This is a genomic window from Nisaea sp. (assembly GCF_039990255.1).
Taxonomy (GTDB): domain Bacteria; phylum Pseudomonadota; class Alphaproteobacteria; order Thalassobaculales; family Thalassobaculaceae; genus Nisaea.
Genome location: NZ_JBDXGG010000018.1, coordinates 1,498,748 through 1,517,692, shown reverse-complemented (window position 1 = coordinate 1,517,692; position 18,945 = coordinate 1,498,748). Strand labels below are relative to the sequence as shown.

The 18,945-nt window shown below is 56.8% G+C and carries 18 protein-coding genes and 1 pseudogene; 12 read left to right on the top strand and 7 right to left on the bottom strand.

Annotated elements, in window-relative coordinates; all coding sequences use genetic code 11:
* Positions 1 to 141: 141 nt before the first annotated feature.
* Positions 142 to 294 (top strand): annotated as a pseudogene (locus ABJ076_RS17510) (class II fructose-bisphosphate aldolase); the annotation flags it as partial.
* A 14-nt stretch (positions 295 to 308) separates the two neighbouring features.
* On the opposite strand, the gene ABJ076_RS17505 reads toward ABJ076_RS17510, so the two are convergent.
* Positions 309 to 578 carry a hypothetical protein gene (locus tag ABJ076_RS17505; protein ID WP_348185763.1) on the bottom strand — a complete coding sequence of 90 codons (270 nt, stop codon included), beginning with the start codon at positions 576 to 578 and terminating at the stop codon, positions 309 to 311.
* A 229-nt stretch (positions 579 to 807) separates the two neighbouring features.
* Between ABJ076_RS17505 and ABJ076_RS17500 the strand changes: the two genes are divergently transcribed.
* Positions 808 to 2,331 carry an ABC transporter ATP-binding protein gene (locus ABJ076_RS17500; RefSeq protein WP_348185760.1) on the top strand — a complete coding sequence of 508 codons (1,524 nt, stop codon included), beginning with the start codon at positions 808 to 810 and terminating at the stop codon, positions 2,329 to 2,331.
* A gap of 3 nt (positions 2,332 to 2,334) precedes the next feature.
* On the opposite strand, the gene ABJ076_RS17495 is transcribed toward ABJ076_RS17500, so the two are convergent.
* The gene (locus tag ABJ076_RS17495; RefSeq protein ID WP_348185758.1) at positions 2,335 to 3,279 is read right to left on the bottom strand and encodes a UDP-glucuronic acid decarboxylase family protein; all 945 of its coding nucleotides are present in this window, start codon (positions 3,277 to 3,279) and stop codon (positions 2,335 to 2,337) included.
* A 308-nt stretch (positions 3,280 to 3,587) separates the two neighbouring features.
* Between ABJ076_RS17495 and ABJ076_RS17490 the strand changes: the two genes are divergently transcribed.
* Positions 3,588 to 3,971, top strand: a complete 384-nt coding sequence (locus ABJ076_RS17490; RefSeq protein WP_348185756.1) for a GcrA family cell cycle regulator — start codon at positions 3,588 to 3,590, stop codon at positions 3,969 to 3,971.
* Between the two features lie 26 nt (positions 3,972 to 3,997).
* Here ABJ076_RS17490 and ABJ076_RS17485 read toward each other — a convergent pair whose 3' ends face one another.
* The gene (locus ABJ076_RS17485) at positions 3,998 to 4,951 is read right to left on the bottom strand and encodes a nitronate monooxygenase (protein WP_348185754.1); all 954 of its coding nucleotides are present in this window, start codon (positions 4,949 to 4,951) and stop codon (positions 3,998 to 4,000) included.
* A gap of 102 nt (positions 4,952 to 5,053) precedes the next feature.
* On the opposite strand from ABJ076_RS17485, the gene ABJ076_RS17480 reads away from it, so the two are divergent.
* From ABJ076_RS17480 to ABJ076_RS17465, 4 genes are all read left to right on the top strand, one after another.
* Positions 5,054 to 5,824, top strand: coding sequence for an SDR family oxidoreductase (locus ABJ076_RS17480; RefSeq protein WP_348185751.1), 771 nt, complete (start codon positions 5,054 to 5,056; stop codon positions 5,822 to 5,824).
* Positions 5,825 to 5,861: 37 nt separating this feature from the next.
* Entirely contained in the window at positions 5,862 to 8,516 is a 2,655-nt protein-coding gene (gene pepN / locus ABJ076_RS17475; RefSeq protein ID WP_348185748.1) for an aminopeptidase N, read from the top strand.
* Positions 8,517 to 8,527: 11 nt separating this feature from the next.
* Positions 8,528 to 9,190, top strand: a complete 663-nt coding sequence (locus ABJ076_RS17470; RefSeq protein ID WP_348185746.1) for an aspartate/glutamate racemase family protein — start codon at positions 8,528 to 8,530, stop codon at positions 9,188 to 9,190.
* Positions 9,191 to 9,314: 124 nt separating this feature from the next.
* Positions 9,315 to 10,544 (top strand): pentapeptide repeat-containing protein, encoded by a 1,230-nt coding sequence (locus ABJ076_RS17465; RefSeq protein ID WP_348185743.1) that lies wholly within the window; start codon positions 9,315 to 9,317, stop codon positions 10,542 to 10,544.
* A gap of 6 nt (positions 10,545 to 10,550) precedes the next feature.
* Here the strand turns inward: ABJ076_RS17465 and ABJ076_RS17460 are convergent, their stop codons facing one another.
* The 3 genes from ABJ076_RS17460 to parE all read right to left on the bottom strand — a co-directional run bounded on the left by ABJ076_RS17460 (position 10,551) and on the right by parE (position 14,591).
* Positions 10,551 to 10,793: an Lrp/AsnC ligand binding domain-containing protein gene (locus ABJ076_RS17460; RefSeq protein ID WP_028464819.1), complete on the bottom strand. Its 243-nt coding sequence runs from the start codon at positions 10,791 to 10,793 to the stop codon at positions 10,551 to 10,553.
* A 91-nt stretch (positions 10,794 to 10,884) separates the two neighbouring features.
* Positions 10,885 to 12,351 carry a DEAD/DEAH box helicase gene (locus ABJ076_RS17455; RefSeq protein ID WP_348185739.1) on the bottom strand — a complete coding sequence of 489 codons (1,467 nt, stop codon included), beginning with the start codon at positions 12,349 to 12,351 and terminating at the stop codon, positions 10,885 to 10,887.
* A gap of 233 nt (positions 12,352 to 12,584) precedes the next feature.
* Complete coding sequence (gene parE / locus ABJ076_RS17450) at positions 12,585 to 14,591, bottom strand: DNA topoisomerase IV subunit B (protein ID WP_348185737.1); 2,007 nt, start codon at positions 14,589 to 14,591, stop codon at positions 12,585 to 12,587.
* A 104-nt stretch (positions 14,592 to 14,695) separates the two neighbouring features.
* On the opposite strand from parE, the gene ABJ076_RS17445 reads away from it, so the two are divergent.
* From ABJ076_RS17445 to ABJ076_RS17425, 5 genes are all read left to right on the top strand, one after another.
* Positions 14,696 to 15,082, top strand: coding sequence for an acyl-CoA thioesterase (locus ABJ076_RS17445; protein ID WP_348185734.1), 387 nt, complete (start codon positions 14,696 to 14,698; stop codon positions 15,080 to 15,082).
* A gap of 44 nt (positions 15,083 to 15,126) precedes the next feature.
* The gene (locus ABJ076_RS17440) at positions 15,127 to 15,534 is read left to right on the top strand and encodes a hypothetical protein (RefSeq protein ID WP_348185732.1); all 408 of its coding nucleotides are present in this window, start codon (positions 15,127 to 15,129) and stop codon (positions 15,532 to 15,534) included.
* Between the two features lie 57 nt (positions 15,535 to 15,591).
* A complete protein-coding gene (locus ABJ076_RS17435) occupies positions 15,592 to 16,227 on the top strand; it encodes a ParA family protein (protein WP_348199288.1) in 636 nt (211 codons plus the stop codon).
* 119 nt (positions 16,228 to 16,346) lie between these two features.
* Positions 16,347 to 16,571, top strand: a complete 225-nt coding sequence (locus ABJ076_RS17430; protein ID WP_348185726.1) for a hypothetical protein — start codon at positions 16,347 to 16,349, stop codon at positions 16,569 to 16,571.
* A complete protein-coding gene (locus ABJ076_RS17425; RefSeq protein ID WP_348185723.1) occupies positions 16,534 to 17,223 on the top strand; it encodes a DMT family transporter in 690 nt (229 codons plus the stop codon). The genes ABJ076_RS17430 and ABJ076_RS17425 overlap by 38 nt, the downstream gene beginning before the upstream one ends.
* 174 nt (positions 17,224 to 17,397) lie before the next feature.
* Here ABJ076_RS17425 and glnA read toward each other — a convergent pair whose 3' ends face one another.
* Complete coding sequence (gene glnA / locus ABJ076_RS17420) at positions 17,398 to 18,807, bottom strand: type I glutamate--ammonia ligase (protein WP_348185721.1); 1,410 nt, start codon at positions 18,805 to 18,807, stop codon at positions 17,398 to 17,400.
* Positions 18,808 to 18,945 lie beyond the last annotated feature (138 nt).

Genomic DNA, 18,945 nt, shown 5'->3' with positions numbered 1-18,945 from the left:
AGAGAATGACGAAATTGGAGCCAGGTCTCGTCTGGGGGCCAGGTCTCGTCTGGGGGAAGGACTACAAGGCGCTGGTTTCTGCCTGCAAGGCCGGTGGTTATGCACTGCCGACTGTCAATGTGACCGGAATGAACTCACTCCAGGCATCAGATCGACCCCGTGAGCGGCGAGCCTTACAAAAAGCTCTATGACCCCAGGAAATGGCTGCGGTCCGGCGAAGAGGGCATTATTGCGCGTCTTGGGCAAGCGTTTGAGGAACTCGGATCTGCCGGGAAAAGCATCGCATTAGGCTGAGAATGGCTGTCTCTTCAGACAAAGGCTCGGAAATAGGCGATCGTCTTCTCAAGGCCGTCCCGTAGCCCGACTTTCGGCTCCCACCCCATAAGCTCTCTGGCTTTTGCGATGTTCGGCTGGCGTTGCATTGGATCGTCCTGTGGAAGTGGGTGGTGGGATATCCCATTCTTCCCGCCCGCGAGTCCCGTAACTGTCTCTGCCAACTCCTTCACGGTCATTTCCGTTGGATTGCCGATGTTGATAGGACCGGTCACGCTGTCTTCGCTGTCCATCTGCTTCGCCATGCTCAATAGACCATAGCGTTGCCCATCATTTGCACCTTACTAAGATAATGATTATCATTTGCAATTAGTGTGCGTATTTTAGCCGTTCACTTTTTCTTGATTAAGGTGCTTTTGAGTATGGGGGTATTTAACCCAGTAAAAAAGATTTTGCATGATTTTTGGAAATTTTCGTATCTGACAATCCTGCTGATCATTGCGATTGTGATCATCTCCTCCCTGAGTTCGGTATATGCGCCATACCTGTTTCTCACGGCTTGTGGACGAAGCGGCTTCCTCGGCTTCATATGAAAGCCTCCTGTACGGTTTCATTGCCTATGCATTGTTCATGGGCCTAGCCCATGCTTTGCAGCAATCAATCATCTATTTATCCACCATGTGTTCGGAGAGCCTGAGCTTCATAGCCTCGATCAGTTTTTTCAAAAAGCTGACGCGGAAGCGCGGGGATTTCTTCATCGAGCGCAATCCTACTGAGATACAATCTGCCCAGGCGCAGGGTAGGCAGGCCCTTGCCTCTCTGATGCAGCTCGGCCTGATTGTTTTTGCCCCCGGTATTGTCCGGATTCTGATGACGCTGTCGGTCCTCGGTTATGCGATCAATCTGGGTGTCGTCGCGGCCGTCCTTGTTTATGGCGTTGTTTTTGTCGGGCTGACTTATGTCGGTGCCCAACGTTCCCGGTCTTACCTGGATGACGCTATAAAGACGCAGCAGGAAAACGCCAAACTCGTAGGTAACGCTCTGAACTCAATGGAAACATTGCAATATTTCAGTAGTACATCTTGGATAACGGAGAGGTTCACGGAGGGCGCGCGAAGCGCTTACGGGAGTTGGAGGGTTTTTTGTCTAAATAAGTTGGTCTTTACCGTTTTCTTTGGGGCGGCGCTGGCGATCCAGATGGCTCTGACCTTGACGATGCTGATCCCCCGCTATCAGGACGGTGCAATCTCCATCGGGGATATAGTTCTGTTCAATACCTTGTTGCTCCAGCTTAACATCCCGTTTCAGATGATAGGCGGTGCTATCGATGATTTGAGCAAAGCATTCGCCAAGCTATCTGTTTTTAAAGATATTTGGGATGCACCTGAGGAAAGCGCGCAGGTTGGCTTGTTATTCTTCACACCCGAGGCCGGTGATCTAGAATTCCGGAATGTCTCTTTCAACTACGGGGAGGGGAGCGGCGTAGAAAATGTCAGTTTTACCGCTAGAAGAGGCCGGGTCACGTTCATTACCGGGAAAACGGGGGCTGGAAAGTCCACTCTCCTGAAACTCGCCCTGAAATCATTGGAACCAAGCAGCGGCGCCGTGTTCCTCGATGGAGTGGATGCGTTGAAAATTGACAAGCCTTCATGGCTACAGTCTGTCGGGGTGGTGCCGCAAGAGATCCTGCTGCTGAACGACACGTTGGGTGTGAATATTACCCTGGGGCGAGAGCAGGATCAGGATCGCTTGAGGCAAGCTGCGCGGAGAGCCTCGATCCTCGAGCGTATCGAGGCCATGCCGGACGGTTTCGACACAATCGTCGGGGAACGTGGGTTGAAACTCTCAGGGGGTGAGCAGCAACGGGTTGCGATTGCGCGGGCGCTCTATTCCAGTCCTGATTTCCTTATTCTCGACGAAGCGAGTTCGGCGCTTGATGAAGCGACTGAGCGCGAAATCATGGAATATGTGCGGCTCTTGGTGGATGAGGTGACGGTGCTTGTCGTCACGCACCGGAAGAGTTCGATCCGCCCGAGCGACTGCGTTGTCGAGCTCTAACGCTCATACAAATGCGCGGAAATAGTCGATTGTCTTGCCGAGGCCGGTGCGGAGATCGAGCTTTGGTTCCCATCCGAGCAGTGCCTTGGCCTTGGCGATGTTCGGCTGGCGTTGCATAGGGTCGTCCTGAGGTAGCGGGTGGTAGGTGATTCCGTTCTTCCCGCCCACGAGTGCCGTAACTGTCTCTGCCAACTCCTTCACTGTCATTTCCGTCGGATTACCGAGGTTGATCGGACCGGTCACGCTGTCTTCGCTGTCCATCAGCTTCATCAGGCCATCGACCAGATCGTCGACATAACAAAACGACCGCGTCTGGCTGCCATCGCCATAGAGTGTCAGATCCTCTCCTCGTAGGGCGGAGAGAACGAAGTTGGAAACCACGCGTCCGTCATTTGGATGCATGCGGGGGCCGTAGGTGTTGAAGATCCGGGCCACTTTTATTCGCAGATTGTGCTGGCGCAGATAATCGAAGAAGAGGGTCTCGGCGCAGCGCTTGCCCTCGTCATAACAGGCACGGATGCCGGTGGTGTTTACGTTGCCCCAGTATTCCTCGGTCTGCGGATGCACCGTAGGGTCGCCATAGACCTCTGATGTCGAGGCCTGCAACACCTTTGCCTTCACCCTTTTAGCCAAGCCCAGCACGTTTATGGCGCCGATCACGCTTGTTTTCGTCGTCTGAACCGGATCGCGCTGATAGTGGATCGGAGAGGCGGGGCAGGCGAGGTTAAAGATCTCGTCCACTTCGACATAGAGCGGGAAGGTGATGTCGTGCCGCATCAGCTCGAAGTTCGCATGATCGAGCAGGTGGGCCACATTATGCCGCATACCTGTATAGAAATTATCGACACAGAGAACGTCGTCGCCGCGCTCAAGAAGGCGCTCGCAAAGGTGAGAGCCGACAAAGCCGGCGCCTCCAGTCACAAGAACGCGCTTCGGAACTGTTTTCATGAGGCGCCCGCCGAGCTGTCACGTAAAAAGCATATCTTCATGTCTGCATACCGCATCCGCTTGCGTGTGAAAATGGGGCAGGTAAGGGCGCGGTTCAGGCCCCTGTTTGAGTCTTGTGAGAACGTTTCGCCGTAAGTCCTTGAATCGGTGAGAATCGTTTCGATCATTCCGAATCACCTTGTACAATATCCACTAGAAGGAGTAGGCTTGCCCTTACGTCGGCACAACATATTGCGTCTCTCAGATGCAGCGCGCACCGGATTAAACCGGGGGACAGCCGACAGTGGAACTTACATTTGGAGGGCACAATGGCTGATAGCGCAGTCAGCGCATGGACCGAGGATCGTCTGAGCCAGCTTACCCAGCTTTGGGCTGATGGATTGTCGATCACACAGATCGGAAACGAGCTCGGTGTTTCTCGGAATGCCGTGGTGGGAAAAGTCCACCGAATGGGATTGCCGAAGCGGCAGTCGCCGATTGTCCGTTCCGACAAGCCGGTTGAGCCGAAGAAGCGGAAAGTATCTCCGCTCGCGGCCCAGGAATGGGACCGGAACAAATGTTCCTGGCCCATCGGCGACCCGAAGTCTCCGGACTTCAAATTCTGTGGTGAAAAAGTGTCGCCCGGGCGGCCATACTGCTCCACGCATTGCGCGGTGGCTTACACCAACATGCGGGAAACCAAGGCGGCCTGATCCGTCTGGATTCGTTTCAAGATATGTTAGGGGGTGCTGCAGAATGCTGTGGCGCCCCTTAATTTTTGTTCGGCCTCCGCCACAATCCTAGGCACAAGGTCAGATGCGGACGGCACATCCCGGATGATGCCGGAAGCTTCCCCGGCAACGACCGGCGCAATATCCATGTTGGCCACTGTCGCTGCCTTTTCGAATTCCGCAATCGCGCTCTCCGGAAGGTCTTTGCCTTCCCAACGCTCGGCAAAACTATTCTGGAACGTGCGCAGAGCGTATGGAGCAGGCCAATTGAAGCCGCGTGCCTTGTCGAACGTACTGCCTTTCACGGTAACATCGCCACTTTCACTGGCTACGGCTTGTTTCGCGGCCTCCGGTGCCAAGGACTCTTCCGTTGCAACAAAGCGAGTTCCCAAAAGAACGCCACTTGCACCAAGCATCAAAGCGGCGGCCAGCCCGCGACCATCAGCGATGCCGCCTGCCGCGACGATGGGAGTCCCAGGCAAGGCATTGACGACTTCCGCTACGAGGGAAAAAGTGCCCCGGTTGGCGCCATGGCCACCCGCTTCACCCCCCTGAGCAATAACGATATCGGCTCCCGCATCCGCCGCCCGCTTGGCTTGATCCAGACTCTGCACTTGGGCGATGAGCGTTGCTCCGGCGGCTTTGATCTTGCCTGCAAATGGCCTCTCGTCGCCGAAAGAAAGCATCACGGCAGCCGGTTGGCGCTCAAGTGCGTGGTCAAGGGCACCAGGAAGCTGTTCAAGGCGCCAGGTAATAAAGCCGATGCCGATTCTGGCATTACCCGCAGCCGTTAACTCATTATTGATCCAGTCCTGATCGCAATATCCCCCGCCAATCAGGCCGAGGCCGCCTGCCTGGGACACCGCGGCTGCCAGCTTTCCTCCTGAAACCCGCGCCATTGGGGCGCAGAGAACCGGATGCTCGATGCCGAGAAGTTCCGTCAGTGCCGTGGTTATTGCCAAATCACCCTCCCCATTTATTGTTGAGTGAAGCCTAGTCGTCTCACAGGCGCGCCGCAATCCTTCCTCCCGCCCGCTGCGCGTGCTCAGACCCCGGAGATATCGATGCGCCTCAAAGACAGAACCGCGCTTATTACTGGTGCAGCTTCCGGCATCGGAAAAGCCATCGCGCTCCGATTTGCCGAAGAGGGCGCACGGATCGTAATTGCCGATCAAACGGATGAGCCGCGAGAGGGCGGCGCGAAGACTTTGGGTGAGATCGAGGCAATGGGCGGAGAGGCCGTCTTTACGGAAATGGATGTCGCGAACTGGACCTCTGTCGATTCGGCTGTCTCTTTTGCGGTCGAGAAATACGGCGCGCTCGACATCATTGTGAACAATGCGGCCATCGGGGTCAGCAAGCCGATCCTGGAGACGACTGAAGAGGATTGGGAGCGGGTCATGGGCGTGAATGCTCGTGGCGTCTTCTTCGGCTGCAAACGGGCCATTCAGCAAATGTTGACCCAGCCTGAGCGGGACGGAGTGCGCGGCCGCATCGTCAACATCTCTTCGCAGCACGGCATGGTTCGCTCGCCGAACGATTTCGCTTACGGGACGGGAAAGGCTGCCGTCGTTTATATGACGCGGCAGATCGCGGGCGATTATGCTGCGGACGGGATCGTTTGCAATGCCGTGGCGCCAGGCAAGATCCTGACCGGAAAGAGCGGTCCAGCCTCCGACCCGGCGATCCTGGCCTACTCGCATGCACGCACGCCCTGGCCACGGCTTGGCCTACCCCGAGATGTCGCCAATGCGGTTCTGTTTCTCGCCAGCGACGAGGCCACCTACATTACAGGCGAGAACCTGATGGTCGATGGCGGCTGGATGGCCAACTGACCCGACTAACCCCAATACACCGAATTGCGGAGCTGAAATGGAACGCGTTGGAAACGCCCCCCGAGCGAAAGTGAAAAATCTGGCGGACTATTCACCGCCGACTTTTCTTATCGACACGGTCGACCTCGATTTCGATCTCCGTGACGGTGAGACAATTGTCACTGCTACGCTGAAGGGGAGGCGTGATCCGCAAGGAGGCTCGGCGTCCGACATTCTGGAGCTGGACGGTCAGGATCTCCGGCTGGTTTCCCTGAGTCTCAACGGGGGTGCGGTTGGAGAAGACCGTTACGAGATTTCAGGCGATCGTCTGACGTTGCGAGGAGTGCCTGATGCATTCTCGCTTGAGGTGGTGACAGCGATTGTGCCGGAGAAAAATACGGCGCTTGAGGGGCTTTACATGTCTGAAGGCATGTATTGCACCCAATGCGAGGCCGAAGGCTTCAGGCGCATTACCTACTTCCCAGACCGGCCCGACGTGATGGCGGTCTATACGACGCGGCTCGAAGCAGACTTCGAGCGGTTTCCGGTGTTGTTATCCAACGGAAACCTGATTGAGACCGGTGAAGCACTTGAGGGGCGACATTTCGCGGTCTGGAACGATCCGTTCCCGAAGCCGTCCTACCTGTTTGCAGCGGTTGCCGGTGATCTCGCCTGCGTCTCCGACAGTTACCAAACGGCCTCTGGCCGGGACGTGGCGCTCCGTGTCTATGTCGAGCACGGCAACGAGCATCTTTGTGCCCACACCATGGACAGCCTGAAACGCTCCATGCGCTGGGACGAGGAGGTGTTCGGTCTGGAATACGACCTCGACCTCTTCATGATCGTCGCCGTCAGCCATTTCAACATGGGTGCGATGGAGAACAAGGGGCTCAATATCTTCAACAGCAAGTTCGTGCTGGCCGATCCGGAAACGGCGACAGATGCCGATTACGAGCGGCTGGAGGGGATCGTTGCCCACGAATACTTCCATAACTGGACCGGCAACCGCGTGACATGCCGGGACTGGTTCCAACTCAGCCTGAAGGAAGGCCTGACGGTATTCCGGGACCAGGAGTTCACTTCCGACACGCATTCGCGCGGGGTCAAGCGGGTTGCTGACGCCCGCTTGCTGCGTGCAGCGCAATTCCCCGAGGATTCCGGACCGACCGCCCATCCGATCCGTCCGGAAAGTTATACCGAGATCAACAATTTCTACACCGTGACGATTTACGAAAAGGGCGCCGAGGTCATCCGCATGATCTACAACCTGCTCGGCGCCAAGGCGTTTAGGCAGGGGATGGATCTTTATTTCAAACGGCATGACGGTCAGGCGGTCCGCTGCGAGGATTTCGTCGTCGCGATGGAAGATGCAAGCGGTGTCGATCTTGGCCAATTCAGGCTCTGGTACAGCCAGTCGGGAACGCCGGAGCTTGAGGTCTCACTGAGCCATGACATGGCGACGAAAACTGCGACGCTAAAGGTCCGCCAAACAGTACCGCCGACGCCGGGGCAGCCAGACAAGAAACCGATGCTGGTCCCGCTCTCGATGGCGCTGCTCGATAGCGCGGGCGTAGAGATGCCGTTACAGCTGCGCGGGGAAAGTGTGGAAGAGGTGCCGGTAAGCCGGGTTCTTCCCGTTACCGAGCAGGAACAGGAGTTCGTATTCGAGAATGTCGAAACAACACCGGTTCCCTCTTTGTTACGTGGATTCTCCGCTCCGGTGAAGTTGCGGAGCAACCTCGGCGGGGATGGGGAACGCTTTCTCTTCCAGCATGACAGCGATCCCTTTGCGCGTTGGGACGCCGGACAAAGCTATCTCACCCGAATGCTGCTCGATGCGGCTGTAGATGGGCGGGAAACCGTTCTTGAGGCGGCCTTCCACGACGCTGTTGCAGATATTCTGCGAGACCCGTCGATAGAGTCGGCCTTTGCCGCTGAACTTCTGACACTGCCTGGTGAGTCCGTGCTCGCTGAATCCATGCGGCCGGCCGACCCAGAGGCCATTTACCGGGTGCGTCGTGCAGCGTGGAAGGAAATTGGCCTGAAGCACGCCGAAGTTTTCAAGGCACTCTATGAGCGTCTGGCCGGGGCCTATGCGCCGGATGATATGTCGACGGATGCGATGGGCTCACGCGCTCTCAAGGCGCTCGCCGTGGGCTATCTGGTTGCTGGCGGAGAGGCGGATGCGCGTGCACTTGCTGCCCGTCAGGCATCGAATGCTGTGACCATGACGGAGTCAATGGCGGCCCTGCAGGCGCTGAATGGCACGGATTGTCCGGAACGGACGGCGGCTCTCGCCGCTTTTCATGACCGTTGGGAAGACACACCGCTGGTGCTCGACAAATGGTTCACTCTCAGGGCCACCAGCAGCTTGCCTGCCACTTTGTCCGAGGTTGAGGCACTGTTGGAACATCCGAAGTTCGATCTTGGGACGCCAAACCGGGTTAGAGCGCTCATAGGCGCTTTCGCTTCAGGAAATCCGGTACGGTTCCATGCGCTGGACGGCGCCGGCTACAGTTTCCTCGCCGATCAGATCATCAAGCTTGACGGTCTTAATCCACAAATTGCGGCTCGGCTTGTGGCCCCACTGACGCGCTGGAAGAAGTACGACGAAACGCGTCAGCGGATGATGCGGGAATGTCTTGAGAGAATCGTGAGGCAACCCGGCTTGTCGCCGGATGTCAGCGAGCTGGTAACCAAGGGACTGGGATAAGGGGAAAGCATGTGACGAAACCAATCGTCGTCATCAATCCGAACAGCACCGAAGCCGTAACCGAGGCGATGAGTGCAGCGCTCGACCCGTTGCGCCTGCCGGGCGGGCCGGAAATCGAATGCCTGACCAACGCGGACGGTCCGCCGGGGATCGAGAGTCAGGCAGATGTCGATCTTGCCGCCGTCCAGACAAGAGATGTCGTCGCCCGGCGTGCGAACAGTGCCTCGGCTTTCGTAATCGCCTGTTACTCCGACCCAGGCATTCATGCCTGCCGGGAGGCGACGGAGCAGCCGGTCTATGGCATCGCTGAATCGGGGGTGCTGAGTGCCATGAGTATGGTGGAGCGCTTTGGTGTGGTCGCGATCCTGGATAAATCCATCCCTAGGCATCTTCGCTATATCCGCACTCTCGGGTTCGAGTCGCGGCTTGCCGGAGAGCGTGCTCTTGGATTGGGAGTGGTAGAGCTTTCAAATGAAAGTGTGACCTATGGGCGCCTCTTGGAAACATGCAGACAGTTGAGGGATGTCGACGGAGCCCAGGCGATTGTCTTGGGCTGTGCGGGAATGGCACGTTACCGGCCATCGTTGGAAGATGACCTTGGCCTTTCAGTTATCGATCCAACTCAAGCAGCGGTTAGCAATGCATTAACCATTTCACTGCTAAAATCCTCATGAAATCAATACAATTCAATGTAAATTCAAGTACTATTGTAACTTTTAGTTCTTGAAAATATCAACAAAGAGCCGCTCTATAACCGTTGATGTATTTGTTACTGGGCGGCGGCGGAAAATATTCTCGATGGACGAAGCCACACTTAAAGAAGTTATAGTGCTCCACCGAGGATTCCTCGACGGCGTGCCCGGATGCAAGCGTGCGGATTTAAGAAATGCAAGCCTCAAAGGACTGCGCGCTCCCAACGCTAAGTTACACAATGCACTTCTGTCCGGCGCCGACTTGACCAGCGCGGCTTTTGTCCGTGGCGATTTTTCCGGTGCGGATATGTTCGGCGCGGTAATGCGTCGGGCAAACCTCGCCGGGTGTAACTTCTTCCGGGCTGATCTTCGCGGTACCAAGTTTACCGGCGCCCGTCTGGGGGGGGCGGATTTCCGTGAAGCTGACATGCGTCCCGGAGATATCCGGGACGCCGGCATGCAGCGGACGCAAAGCGTCGATATGTCGGACGCAGTGCTCGATAAATCAAACTTTTCGCGTGCAAACATGGAGGAAAGTAATCTCGAAGGAGCCTCCCTCCGCAACAGCAATCTTTCGGAAGCAGAGCTTGTTGCTGTGAATTTCTCTGGCGCTGATCTTGAAGGTGCGAACCTGGAATTGGCGCGGATGAAAAACGCGGTGATGGCCGGGACAAACCTCACCGGCGCAAGCCTGCGGGGGGCTGATCTTGAGGGAGCCTTGATGCGGAACGTGGACGTTTCGGTCTGCGATTTGAAGGGGGCACGCCTTGATAATTGCCGAGTCTTCCTGGGGATCCGTGATCTCAAAGAGGAACTCAAGGTCAAAGTCCAGCGCCATATGAAGTGGCTGGCAACCGATGGCAAGGAGGGAGAGCAGGCGGATTTCTCGGGCGCGGATCTATCCGGGATAGATTTTCAGTATGCTGATCTGAGCGTTGCCAAATTCACGGGCGCAAATCTCAAGAAGTGTAATCTTGGAAAATCATTTCTGACCATGGCCGATTTCACAGGAACCAATCTCGTGGAGGCCAATCTGAGAGGTGCCGATATGCGGGGCGTGATTCTTATGAACTCAGATTTGGCTTCGGCCAATCTGGCCGATGCCGATCTCAGTTTCGTAAATATTCTCAGTACCCGAGGTGACCGACGCGTGGTCCGCTTCCCGTCGACCCTGACGGGCGCCAATCTCGATAAGGCTATTTGTACCAACGCCGATTTCAGCGGTGCGCGGCTCGATGGTGTGTCGTTTGAAGCCGCCGCTACGGACGGCGCGATATTCGGTTCAGCCGAAGCTGACGGATCAGAAGCGCCTGAAGAGGCGTTTAAATCCGCCTAATCAACGCTATCCAAATGCTTTGAAGGTGATGATCGTGAATGTGTCCTTCACGCCTTTTATGCTGTGGATTTTTTCGGTCACGAACCGACCGATATCCGTATCGTCAGGCAGATAGCATTTCATCATCAGGTCATATTGCCCTGAGGTGGAATGCACCTCCGACACTTCTTCGAAATCCATGATGGCAGCGTCGGCGACATTATAGGCTTCGCTGAGTTCGCACTTAACCTGAACAAAAATCGTCTGCATCGGGGAACCCGGTATGTGGAAGCGAGAATCTTCCGATGGTTTCCAAAAAGGGCGCCACAATCAAGCGGCGCCGTCGGTTTGAGCCGCTTTCCTACTTGCGCAGAAGGAAAGCCGGAACATGATCGCCGAGGCCGACGACTTTTTCATTGTTGCCGGAATCGTCATCCCGATCACGACGGGATTTACGACTACGAGCCTCTTGCGCTGGGAACTCGGTAACGTTTCCTGGGCCCGGTGTCCGTTCTCCAGGGTAGGCGCGTTCCCGCTCCCGACCGCCACGCGATCGAGGCTTTTTTCGTCCGTTACTATTATCGCGGCCACCGCGTTTCTCGTCACTGCCCTCGGCGCTGTCAGAGCTTGCCACTTCGGCTGTATCTGGCGTATCCGCGGCGGGATTTTTGGCAACAGGTTTATCGGCTGCAGGTTCTTTAGCGGTTGGCCGCGCCTGCTCTTCGAAGAGAGGAATCTCCTTACCAATCAATTTAATAATGGCCTGGAGGTATTTACCGTCTTCAGGAGAGGCGAATGTAAAGGCGCGGCCTTCCTTGCCTGCGCGCCCGGTTCGTCCAATCCGGTGCACGTAGTCTTCCGCGTGAGACGGCACGTCGTAATTGAACACGTGGCTCAGGTCGGCAATGTCAAGTCCGCGAGCAGCTACATCGCTGGCGCAAAGAAGGTCAGCATCGCCATCCTTGAAGCGCTGAAGCGTCTTCATGCGGTCTGGTTGCGACATATCGCCATGCAACTCGACGGCATTGTAGCCGGACTTTTTCAGCGAACGATGCACGACACCGACGTCGCGCTTGCGATTGCAGAAGATGATTGCGTTGGTCGGCTTTTCACTGTCGATCAGGCGACGGAGCGTGTCGCGCTTGTCTTTCGTACCCACATTCACACGCCACTGGGTAACCGTCTCGGCAGCAGAGGAGGCGGCTGCAACGGTAATCTCGCGCGGATTAATCAGAAAAGCGTCCGCCAGTTTACGGATTTCTTTCGACAGCGTAGCAGAGAAGAAGAGGGTCTGCCGGATACGCGGCAGCAGCCCGACGATACGCTCGACGTCCGGGATAAAGCCCATATCGAGCATCCGGTCGGCTTCATCAATCACCAGAACCTTGACGTCGGTCATCAGGATCCGGCCGCGCTCGAAATGGTCGAGCAGGCGGCCTGGGGTCGCGATCAGAACATCGACACCACGATCAAGCTTCTTTTCCTGTTCGGCAAAGGCCACGCCACCGATCAGAAGAGCCATATTCAGTTGGTTGTATTTGCCATACTTGACGAAATTATCCGCGACCTGAGCTGCAAGCTCGCGCGTGGGGCAGAGGATCAGGGAGCGCGGCATCCGCGCTTTGGCTCGTCCAGCCGCCAGAATATCGATCATCGGCAGGGTGAAGGACGCGGTTTTTCCGGTGCCGGTTTGTGCGCATCCGAGAATGTCTCTTCCCATGAGAACATGGGGAATTGCCTGCTCCTGGATAGGAGTGGGTATTGTGTAACCAGCATCGGTTACCGCAGAAACAACTGCGTCGCTAAGTCCAAGGTCTGAAAACGTCAAGGTACCGCCTATTTTATCGCGTTGGCTGAGATTTACAGATTGTCTGCAACGTACTCGGCGCGAAGTTGAAGCGGATATTATGTGTAGCGCAGCCGCTGTCAACAAAGAGATCGTCTAATTCGCGCGCATCAGCCATGTTTTATGGTGTGTGTAGTATCCGTACCATACTTTCGTAATAAATATGAAACTCTACCTGCAATCGGTAATTCTGTCGTCGCTTTCCCTAGCCGTGATCAGACGTCGATATCCGTGACGAATTTTGCGTTTTCCTGAATAAATTGGAAACGAAGCTCAGGCTTCCGTCCCATCAGCGTTTCAACGGTCTGTTCCAGAGCCCGTCGTGCCTCTGCATTTTCGCTTTCAGGGTCGAGCCCCGCCAGAGCCGGCGGTACGGCGACTCGAAGCAGGATACGTTTTTCCGGGTCCATCGTGGTTTCTTTGAGCTGTTTAGGCGGCATTTCGCCAAGGCCTTTGAAGCGCGAGACTTCAATCTTGGCCCGCCCGGTCATTTCCGTCCGGATGAGTTCTTCACGATGGGCGTCGTCCCTTGCGTAGACCGATTTGGTTCCCTGGGTCAGGCGGTAGAGGGGGGGAAGAGCGAGATATAGATGGCCCTGCTCGACCATCTTGGGCATCTCCCGGAAAAAATAGGTCATCAGCAGAGAAGCGATGTGGGCGCCATCAACGTCGGCATCCGTCATGATGATGACCTTGCCGTAACGGAGTTGTTCCTCGTCATAACGATCTCCAGTGCCGCACCCTAGGGCAAGAGAGATGTCGGAAAGTTCCTGGTTGGCGCGCAGTTTTTCGATCGAGGCGCTGGCGACATTCAGAATCTTGCCCCGCAGGGGCAGGATGGCCTGGGTTGCACGATTGCGGGCCTGCTTGGCAGAGCCGCCGGCGCTATCGCCCTCGACCAGAAAAATCTCGGTGCTTTCTTGCTCTGATTTGCTGCAATCTGCAAGCTTGCCGGGAAGACGCAACTTGCGGGTCGCTGTCTTGCGGGAAACTTCTTTCTGTTGACGTCGGCGCAAGCGGTCGTCGGCCCGCTCTGTGACCCGTTCCAGTAACTGGTTGGATGTTTCGGGACTGGCAGAAAGCCAGTGATCGAAATGATCTTTGACCGCCTGCTCGACGAGCTTGGTTGCATGAGCGCTGACCAGTCGCTCTTTCGTCTGGCCCTGGAACTGAGGGTCTTTGACAAAGACCGAGAGCATGATGCAAGCGCCGCCCATGACATCTTCTGCGGTGATCTGTGCAGCTTTCTTCTGGCCGCCGACCATCTCTGCATAAGCACGAATGCCGCGTAGCAGGGCTGTGCGCAAGCCGGCTTCGTGCGTTCCGCCACTGGGTGTGGGAATCGTGTTGCAATAGGCGTTCATGAAGCCATCGTCGCGGTCGTCGGGCCAGGTCACTGCCCATTCGACCCGCTCACGCGTGGCGCCTTCCTCTTTGTCGCCGGAAAAGGCCTCACCGATCAAGGCGCGGTCACCGAGCGTGCTGGTCAGGAAGTCTGCAAGGCCGCCTGGATAGTGAAGGGTCGCTGCGGCCGGCGTCTCGTCCCCGTCGCCGATCAGGGCGGTGTCGCAGGACCAGCGTATCTCCACGCCCTTGAAGAGATAGGCTTTGGAGCGCGCGAGCCTGTAAAGATGGGACGGGCGGAAACGGGCCTTGCCGAAAATCTCCTCGTCCGGATGAAAGCGTACGGTTGTGCCGCGCCGGTTTTGCACCGGTCCCTTGGACTCAAGCGGTCCTTGGGTTATGCCGCGGCTGAAGCGCTGAGCATATAGCTGCTTATCCCGGGCGACTTCGACTTCCATCTCGTCGGAAAGCGCATTCACCACCGAAATGCCGACGCCGTGCAGGCCGCCTGAGGTGCTGTAGACCTTGTCAGAGAATTTACCGCCGGCATGCAGCGTCGACAGAATCACCTCAAGAGCAGACTTGTCCTTGAACTTGGGATGCGGATCGACCGGGATCCCCCGACCGTTATCCCGGATGGTGACGGTCATGTCGGCGCTGAGGTCGATCTCGATCCGGCTCGCGAACCCCGCAACCGCCTCATCCATAGAATTGTCCAGGACCTCGGCCACGAGGTGATGCATCGCTCGCTCGTCGGTGCCGCCAATATACATTCCAGGGCGCCGACGAACCGGCTCCAGACCCTCGAGAACCTCGATATCCTTCGCAGAATAGTCGTCATCGCTGCGGGCGGCGTTGCTTTGGAACAGGTCCGACATGGATGGTGTACGTCCTCAGAAGCCAGAAAATTGGTTTATCCTGTAGTCTGTCAGGCGAATACTACAAGATATGGGCGACACTCGCCAAGCAAACAGGAGTGATTATGACAGAAGTTGCACGTCAGCCGGTAGGGACGCTGCAGGTCCGCACGATCGCGATGCCGTCGGACACGAACCCGAGCGGCGATATTTTTGGTGGCTGGGTGCTCAGCCAGATGGATATTGCCGGAGGCACAGCCGCGGCGCAGCGGGCAAAAAGCCGCGTGGCTACGGTCGGCGTCGAGGCCATGTCCTTTCACAGACCAGTACGTGTCGGTGATGTCCTCTGCTGCTATGCCAGCCTCGAAAAGCAAGGCACGACGTCGCTGACCTTTCGGATCGAGGCATGGGTGATTCGTGCCGGAACCTATCAGGGCGATGAAGTTCTCGTGACAGAGGGCCATTTCACGTTCGTTGCGCTTGACGAAAGCGGTAGGAAGCGGAAGGTTTAAAACCTCTAAGGTGGGTTGCAAATAGAATGTCGGAGGCGTACTGTGTGCGCATATTTGACGTGATAAGTGATCGTCAGACATGGCATCGTATCAGCCTCCATGCGGCTGTCGCAGGGCTTTTTATGACCCTTGCCGGAGGCGCAGTGGCCGGTCAGGCAGACGTTGAGACTGTAAGTGTCGAGCGTGCTGCTGATGGCACGTACAGTTTTCACGTAACTGTGAGCCACGCCGATACGGGTTGGGACCATTATGCGAATGCCTGGTCTGTATTGGCACCGGACGGCACTTTGCTTGGCGAGCGCGTGCTCTATCACCCGCACGTCAACGAGCAACCGTTCACACGGTCGCTTTCCGGCGTTTCCATACCGGACGGCATCAGCAAGGTAATTGTGAGAGCGCGCGACAGCCAGCATGGCGAGGGAGGGCGCAGTCTCGAAGTCGAATTGCCGTGAGTCTGCCTGCAAAGGACCTTTACGGGGCGCGAGCCGCGGCAACGAAACGGAGAGATGATGTTTACCATTGCGGTAGCGAATACCAAGGGCGGCGCCGGCAAAACCACGCTGGCGACGACACTCGCTGCACACTATGCGGGTCGCGGCTTGCAGACAGCCTTGGGTGATTTGGATCTGCAGCAGAGCTCATTGGGCTGGCTACGCAGGCGTCCATCGGAAGTGCCGAAGATCAGCGGTGTCGATCTTGAAGAAGAAGGCGCCAAACCGCGCAAGAAGACAGATGTTCTCGTCGTGGATTGTGTCGCCGCGATGAGCCGGGATGTGGTGAAGGACGTGGTGAAACGCGCGGACGTCATCGTTATCCCTGTTCTGCCGTCAGCGTTCGACGAAGACGGGACCAGGCGCTTTATCGAACAGCTCGCGGAACTCAAGCCAATTCGTAAGAACAAGCGGGCGGTTGCGTTTGTCGGAAACCGGGTGCGTCTGCGCACCAAGGCGGCTGAGCGTCTGAATCATTTTCTCGAAGATCTTGGCTTCCCTACCGTCGCGATGCTGCGGGATACGCAACTCTTTGCTCAGGCCGCGCAGAATGGCATCGCCATAATGGAATTACCCAGCCGTCGCACCTACGATCATGTAATGGATCTTCAGCCGCTCATCGACTTTATCGAGGAATCACGTTTGTCCGCGTAGTTTCGAATTGGCGTCTCTCCTGTACATTTTTGTTCTTTCAGACTTCTAACAATGTTTGTTGCGGCTGGCTCCAGTGCTCCCGATGATCCGCCGATAGAAAATCTGACAGGACTCAGACAATGCCGGCGGGATACGCGTTTAAGACAGCTGTTCTTGTGGTGGTATCTTGTGCCTTTTTTGCAGGGGCCAATGCCTGCGCCAAGGGTGTGCAGATCCTGGAAGTCGGACCGGATCTTCATCCGCTGCAAATCGCCTTTGCACGGTTTGCATTCGGGTTTCTGACACTTCTGCCGTTCATTCTGCGTCGTGGTCGTGTTGTCTTCCGAACACAAGTGCCGGTCTAAACATGGGCTGCGCATCGTCTTTGGCGCGGCCGGCGTCACGGCGTCCTTTGCGGCTGTCGGAATGATGCCGTTGGCCGACGCGATCGCGATTGCCTGGACCAGCCCGATCTTCGCCATGATCTTCGCGATCCTCTTCCTGCGTGAGAGCATTGTGCCATTGCGCTGGGTTGGCGCCGCGCTTGGGCTTGTCGGAGTGGTGGTTATGAACCAGCCCGGAGCCGGTGTGCTTCAGGCCGGAGCCCTGGTGGCGCTCCTGTCTGCGGTTCTGGTCGGGGCTGAGGTGGTGACGATCCGTCTGCTCGCTCAATCAGACGATCCCCTTACCATCCTAGCCATTAACAACCTGGCGGGGGCGGTTATATCGGGATGTGCGGCAATTCCCGTCTTCCAGGTGCCTGACATCGCTCAGCTCCCTTATCTTGTCGGGGTTGGCTCAATCATGGTCTGCGGACAATTGCTTTTCATCCGGGCTGCGGCGATGGGTGAGGCCAGCTTTATCGCGCCGTTTTATTATAGCACGCTGATTTACGCGGCTCTTTTCGGGTTGCTGTTTTTCGGAGAGATCCCGGGGCTGAACCTGCTTGCCGGTGGTGCTCTTATCGTCGCCAGCGGTTTGGTTATCGCATTTGCCCGGCCACGCGCCGCCGCTTGAGCCGGCCCGCTGTCTTTACCTCACACGCGGTCTTTACTCAGACGAACACAAAAAAGGGCCGCGCGAGGCGGCCCGAGTTTTGGGAGGAAGCCTGTCACCGGATACAAGAGCACCGGTGACAGGACTTGGAGACGCCCAAGGCGAAGCGGCCGGAAAGCCCGGCCGCCCGTTGCCTTAGACGGAGTAGTACATCTCGAATTCGACCGGATGCGGGGTCTGTTCGAAGCGGATGACTTCATCCATTTTCAGTTCGATATAGGCATCGATCTGATCGTTGGTGAAGACATCGCCCTGTGTCAGGAACGAACGGTCCGCATCGAGGCTTTCCAACGCTTCGCGCAGGCTGCCGCAGACGGTCGGGATGTCGGCCAGTTCTTCCGGCGGCAGGTCGTACAGATCTTTATCCATCGGGTCGCCCGGATGGATCTTGTTCTGGATACCGTCAAGGCCGGCCATCAGCATGGCAGAGAAGGTCAGGTAAGGGTTGCCGGCAGGATCCGGGAACCGAACCTCGACGCGCTTGCCCTTCGGGCTGTTCACGAACGGGATCCGGCAGGAAGCGGAACGGTTGCGCGCGGAGTATGCGAGCAGAACCGGTGCTTCGAAACCGGGAACCAGACGCTTGTAGCTGTTGGTCGTCGGGTTCGAGAACGCGTTCAGAGCTTTGGCGTGCTTGATGATACCGCCGATATAGTAGAGGCACATTTCGGAGAGATCGGCATAGCCATTGCCGGCGAAGAGCGGCTTGCCGTCTTTCCAGATTGACTGGTGAACGTGCATACCGGAGCCGTTGTCGTCAGCGATCGGCTTTGGCATGAAGGTCGCGGTCTTGCCATAGGCATGAGCGACGTTATGCACGACGTATTTGTACATCTGCAGGGCATCTGCGGTATCGAGCAACGTGCCGAACTTCATGCCGAGTTCGTGCTGGGCCGGAGCGACCTCGTGATGGTGTTTCTCGATATCCACACCCATTTCGCCCATGACCGCGAGCATTTCGCTCCGCAGATCCTGTTCGCTGTCTACCGGCGGGACCGGGAAGTAACCACCCTTGACGCCCGGGCGGTGACCCATATTGCCCTCTTCGTAGGAGCGGGCAGAGTTGTACGGGCCTTCCGGGTGATCGACTTCGTAATATCCGATATTGGAGCCGGTTTTGATCTTCACGTCTTCAAAGATGAAGAACTCGGCTTCCGGGCCGAAGAACGCGGTGTCGCCGATGCCGAGGCCATTCAGATGGTTCAGCGCAGCTTTTGCCGTTGAGCGCGGGTCGCGCTCATAAGGCTGACCGGTAATAGGATCCATGACGTCGCAGAGGATCATCAGGGTCGGCTGAGCGAAGAACGGATCGACACGCGCCGTGGACAGGTCCAGCTTCAGGCTCATATCGGATTCGTTGATGGCTTTCCAACCGGCGATGGATGAACCGTCGAACATGAAGCCTTCAATGAGGCTTTCTTCGTCGATCGTCTCGATGGCCTGCGTCACGTGCTGCATCTTGCCGCGCGGATCCGTGAAACGGAGATCAACGAACTTGCAGTCGTGTTCCTTGATCATGCTCAAAACGGTGTTCACATCAGACATAGTCTTCCTTCCTGACTTGATGGGTCGTTGCCTCTCGGGGCGTTCGGAGCAACCTTTGGCGGTTTGTCCGAAAGCCTTTCTGGCCGAGCGTCCCTGGTTTGACGGGGTTCCGGAATCGTGTCCAGCCCCGACGAATTC

Bases quoted from the DNA above. Each gene is read 5' to 3' on its own strand.
- ABJ076_RS17505 (WP_348185763.1), bottom strand. From the start codon at position 578: ATGGCGAAGCAGATGGACAGCGAAGACAGCGTGACCGGTCCTATCAAC.
- ABJ076_RS17465 (WP_348185743.1), top strand. From the start codon at position 9,315: ATGGACGAAGCCACACTTAAAGAAGTTATAGTGCTCCACCGAGGATTC.
- ABJ076_RS17445 (WP_348185734.1), top strand. From the start codon at position 14,696: ATGACAGAAGTTGCACGTCAGCCGGTAGGGACGCTGCAGGTCCGCACG.
- ABJ076_RS17435 (WP_348199288.1), top strand. From the start codon at position 15,592: ATGTTTACCATTGCGGTAGCGAATACCAAGGGCGGCGCCGGCAAAACC.
- parE (WP_348185737.1), bottom strand. From the start codon at position 14,591: ATGTCGGACCTGTTCCAAAGCAACGCCGCCCGCAGCGATGACGACTAT.
- ABJ076_RS17490 (WP_348185756.1), top strand. From the start codon at position 3,588: ATGGCTGATAGCGCAGTCAGCGCATGGACCGAGGATCGTCTGAGCCAG.
- ABJ076_RS17495 (WP_348185758.1), bottom strand. From the start codon at position 3,279: ATGAAAACAGTTCCGAAGCGCGTTCTTGTGACTGGAGGCGCCGGCTTT.
- ABJ076_RS17430 (WP_348185726.1), top strand. From the start codon at position 16,347: ATGCCGGCGGGATACGCGTTTAAGACAGCTGTTCTTGTGGTGGTATCT.
- pepN (WP_348185748.1), top strand. From the start codon at position 5,862: ATGGAACGCGTTGGAAACGCCCCCCGAGCGAAAGTGAAAAATCTGGCG.
- glnA (WP_348185721.1), bottom strand. From the start codon at position 18,807: ATGTCTGATGTGAACACCGTTTTGAGCATGATCAAGGAACACGACTGC.
- ABJ076_RS17460 (WP_028464819.1), bottom strand. From the start codon at position 10,793: ATGCAGACGATTTTTGTTCAGGTTAAGTGCGAACTCAGCGAAGCCTAT.
- ABJ076_RS17500 (WP_348185760.1), top strand. From the start codon at position 808: ATGCGCCATACCTGTTTCTCACGGCTTGTGGACGAAGCGGCTTCCTCG.
- ABJ076_RS17480 (WP_348185751.1), top strand. From the start codon at position 5,054: ATGCGCCTCAAAGACAGAACCGCGCTTATTACTGGTGCAGCTTCCGGC.